Genomic DNA, 4,214 nt, shown 5'->3' on the forward strand with positions numbered 1-4,214 from the left:
GTGTCCGGCACCCATGTGGCGCTGATGGCGGCGACGCTGGCCAAGGGCATCACCATCATCAATAATGCCGCCTGCGAGCCGGAAATCGTCGATGTCGCGGACTGCCTGAACAAGATGGGAGCCCGGGTGACGGGTGCCGGCACCCCGAAGATCACCATCGAAGGCGTCGCCAGACTGCACGGTGCGCAGCATCCGGTGCTGCCGGACCGGATCGAGACCGGCACCTATGCGATGGCGGTGGCGATGACCGGCGGCGACGTCCAATTGTCCGGGGCGCGGCCCGAACTGCTGCAATCGGCGCTGGATGTGCTGACCCAGGCCGGCGCCACCATCACCGTGAACAATGACGGCATCCGCGTCGCCCGCAACGGCGCCGGGATCAGCCCGGTGAATGTGTCGACGGCCCCGTTCCCGGGATTTCCGACCGACCTTCAGGCGCAATTGATGGCCTTGATGGCCTGCGCCAAGGGCACGTCGCACATCACCGAGACGATCTTCGAGAATCGCTTCATGCATGTCCAGGAACTGGCCCGGTTCGGCGCCCAGATCCATCTCGATGGCGAAACCGCGACCATTGATGGCATCGCCAAATTGCGCGGCGCGCCGGTGATGGCCACGGATTTGCGAGCGTCAGTGTCGCTGGTCATCGCGGGCCTGGTCGCCGAAGGCGAGACCATGGTCAATCGCATCTATCACCTTGACCGCGGCTTCGAGCGGCTCGAGGAAAAGCTCTCCGCCTGCGGCGCCACCATCGAGCGCATCAGCGGTTAGGGTTCGTCAGAGATTTTCGAAGGATCGGGGCAACCGTGACCGGGCTACGCAAGCTGATTGCTCTGGATGCCGATGATCTCGCGGTGATTTCCGCTCATGTTCAGGATGCCGCGGTACAGATCAGCGACATCATCTGGCGGCAGGGCGAAAAGCGGCTGGTGATCGGCATGAACCGGCTCGACTGGGATCAGACCGTCTCCGGCGAGGTCGCCCCGCGCCGCCTGCTTGCCGCGCTGCGGTTTGACCGGGTGCTGGCCTGCAAGTCCCGCGATATCGATCTGCAGGGGCCTGAAACGGCCCTGGAGCTGCTTGGCATCGAGTTTCATCCCGGCGAGGCGCCCGGCGGCAGTGCCGTCCTGATGTTCGCGGATGGCGGCGCGCTGCGGCTCGACGTCGAGTGCCTCGAAGTCGAACTGGCGGATCTCGGTCCGGATGTTCTGGGCGGCAGCGATGTCGGTGAGGCCTCTGGTCTGGACGCATAGGACGGGTCCCGGACATGGCCAGCCCCCGGGGTTGACGGCCCCGGACTGTCGCGCCATTGGACAGGGGGGGCTTGGCCGGCAAGACCCTGTCAGGACACATCCATGCCCATTCGCCTCAATTCCAGCAGTGCCGATTTCGCGGTGCGATTCCGCGCCTTCCTTACCATGAAGCGCGAGGTCGCGGCCGATATCGAAACCGCCACCCGGGCCATTGTCGATGACGTGGCGCTGCGCGGCGACGCGGCTTTGCTGGAGGCCACCGAAAAATTTGACCGGCTCAAGCTCGATGCGTCCGGCCTGCGCATTACCCCGGCCGAGGTCGAGGCGGCGGTGGCGGCCTGTGACCGCGAGACCATCGACGCGCTGAAATTCGCCAGCGACCGCATCGAGCTGTTTCACCGCCGCCAACTGCCCAAGGACGACCGCTTTACCGACGCGCTGGGCGTCGAACTCGGTTGGCGCTGGAGCGCCATCGAGGCTGTTGGCCTCTACGTCCCCGGCGGCACCGCGGCCTATCCGTCGTCGGTGCTGATGAACGCGGTGCCGGCCAGGGTCGCCGGCGTCGATCGGGTGGTGATGGTGGTGCCGTCGCCGGACGGCAAGCTCAATCCCTTGGTGCTGGCCGCCGCGCATCTTGGCGGCGTTTCGGAGATCTACCGGGTCGGTGGCGCCCAGGCCGTCGCCGCGCTGGCCTATGGCACCGAAACCATCGCGCCGGTGGCCAAGATCGTCGGCCCCGGCAATGCCTATGTCGCCGCCGCCAAGCGCCAGGTATTCGGCCGTGTCGGCATCGACATGATCGCCGGCCCCTCCGAGGTGCTGGTGATCGCCGACCATACCGGCAATGCCGACTGGATCGCCGCCGATTTGCTGGCCCAGGCCGAGCATGACGCCAACGCGCAGTCGATCCTGATCACCGACAGCCAGGCGCTGGCCGACGACGTCGTGCGCGCCGTGGAAGCGCAGCTCGCCACGCTGTCGCGCGCGGAGATCGCGCGCAAGTCATGGACCGATTACGGTGCCATCATCATGGTGCAGACGCTGGACGAGGCGGTGACCCTGGCCAATTCGATCGCCGCCGAACATCTCGAGATCATGACCGCCGATCCGGAGGCGCTGTCGCTGCGGATTCGCAACGCCGGCGCGATCTTCCTCGGCCCGCATACGCCGGAAGCGATCGGCGACTATGTCGGCGGTTCCAACCATGTACTGCCGACGGCGCGTTCGGCGCGGTTCTCTTCCGGGCTCGGGGTGCTTGACTTCATGAAGCGAACGTCGATCCTGAAATGCGGGCCGGACCAGCTGCGGGCGCTGGGACCGGCTGCGATGACGCTGGGCAGGGCCGAAGGCCTCGATGCCCACGCACGTTCGGTTGGATTGCGCCTCAATCTGTGATGAACACCTCGCCACCAGGGGATGACACCGACAACCGCATCGTGGCGGTGACGCTCGATGAGGAGTCGATCGGCCGTTCCGGGCCGGATATCGAGCACGAACGCGCCATCGCGATCTACGACCTGGTCGAGAAGAACCTGTTCGCGCCGGATGGCGCCGGTACGGGCCCCTTCACGCTGCATCTCGGCATCACCGGCAACCGGCTGATGTTCGACATCCGCCGCGAGGACGGGGCGCCGGTGGTGGCGCATTTGTTGTCGCTGACGCCGTTTCGCCGCATCGTGAAGGACTACTTCATGATCTGCGACAGCTATTATCAGGCGATCCGCACCGCGACCCCCGACAAGATCGAAGCCATCGACATGGGCCGTCGCGGCATCCACGACGAGGGCTCGCACACCCTGATGGAGCGTTTGAACGGCAAGGTTCGGATCGATTTCGAGACCGCGCGGCGGCTGTTCACGCTGATCTCCGTGCTGCACTGGAAGGGGTGAGCCGCGCATGATTCCGAAACGTGGAGGCCGGGTTTCGGGCCACATCATGCGCCAGAACAAGCAGGCCTGAGCGATGTCCGCGCCGCCTCGCGCGCGCACGCCGCAGGCCGTGCTGTTTGCCTGCGGCCAGAACAGCATCCGGTCGGTGATGGCGGCCAGCCTGCTGCAGCAGATGTTTCCCAAGGCGCTGTACGTGAAGTCCGCCGGCGTGAAGAAGGGCGAACTCGATCCGTTCGTGGTCGCGGTGATGGAAGAACTCGGCCAGGACGTTTCCAAACACAAGCCGACCACCTTCGAGGAGCTCGACGACTGGGAAGGCCTGAACTTCGACCTCATCGTCACGCTGTCGCCGGAGGCGCATCACAAGGCGCTGGAACTGACGCGCACCAACGCTGCCGATGTCGAATACTGGCCGACCCAGGACCCCTCCGGCGTCGAAGGCAACCGCGAGCAGAAGCTGCAGGCCTATCGCGAAGTGCTGGACAGCCTGCTGCTGCGAATCCGCAAGCGCTTTGCCAAAGGCGGCGCCGCGAGCGGGTAGCACGCGTCGTCCCGGGGCGCGGGCGGCGTTCGCGCCCCGAAATCACCGATCTGGGCAGGTTGCCGCCGCTTCCCCCTTCCGTTAGGTTCCGCGCGCTCTTCCAGGATCGATAAACCCGCATGCTCGGCCGTCCCAAATTCGTTCTCGCCTCCGGCTCGCCCCGTCGCCTCAGCCTGCTCAACCAGGCCGGCATCGAGCCCGACGCGCTGCGTCCCGCCGATGTCGACGAGACGCCGAAGCGTGGTGAATTGCCCCGCGCCTGCGCCAACCGCCTGGCCCGTGCCAAGGCCGAGGCGGCGCTGAAATCGGTGCAGCTCGACGACGAGTTGCGCGGATCGTTTATTCTGGCCGCGGATACCGTGGTCGCGGTGGGCCGCCGCATCCTGCCCAAGGCGGAGCTGGTCGACGAGGCCTCGCAGTGCCTGCGGCTGCTGTCCGGCCGAAACCATCGCGTCTATACGGCGATCTGCATCGTCACCCCCAAGGAGAGCTTCCGGCAGCGCCTGATCGAGACCAAGGTCCGCTTCAAGC

General features: G+C 66.1%; 6 protein-coding genes. All 6 read left to right on the forward strand.

The genetic code is table 11. The features are described from left to right. The coding region (locus Q0S16_RS01385) for a UDP-N-acetylglucosamine 1-carboxyvinyltransferase (protein WP_295844191.1) at nucleotides 1-771 on the forward strand (771 nt) is incomplete at its 5' end. 35 nt (nucleotides 772-806) lie between these two features. Continuing rightward, complete coding sequence (locus Q0S16_RS01390; protein WP_295844192.1) at nucleotides 807-1,253, forward strand: DUF2948 family protein; 447 nt, start codon at nucleotides 807-809, stop codon at nucleotides 1,251-1,253. A 102-nt stretch (nucleotides 1,254-1,355) separates the two neighbouring features. Next, nucleotides 1,356-2,648, forward strand: coding sequence for a histidinol dehydrogenase (gene hisD, locus Q0S16_RS01395; RefSeq protein WP_295844193.1), 1,293 nt, complete (start codon nucleotides 1,356-1,358; stop codon nucleotides 2,646-2,648). Beyond that, on the forward strand, nucleotides 2,648-3,142 hold the full coding sequence (locus Q0S16_RS01400; protein WP_295844197.1) for a UPF0262 family protein: 495 nt from the start codon (nucleotides 2,648-2,650) through the stop codon (nucleotides 3,140-3,142). The genes hisD and Q0S16_RS01400 overlap by 1 nt, the downstream gene beginning before the upstream one ends. Nucleotides 3,143-3,215: 73 nt before the next feature. After that, nucleotides 3,216-3,683, forward strand: a complete 468-nt coding sequence (locus Q0S16_RS01405; protein WP_295844199.1) for a low molecular weight phosphatase family protein — start codon at nucleotides 3,216-3,218, stop codon at nucleotides 3,681-3,683. 119 nt (nucleotides 3,684-3,802) lie between these two features. Then, on the forward strand, nucleotides 3,803-4,214 hold a 412-nt coding region (locus Q0S16_RS01410), incomplete at its 3' end, for a Maf family protein (protein ID WP_295844201.1).

The sequence above is a fragment of the Tardiphaga sp. genome (genome assembly GCF_025356345.1).
Taxonomy (GTDB): Bacteria; Pseudomonadota; Alphaproteobacteria; order Rhizobiales; family Xanthobacteraceae; genus Tardiphaga.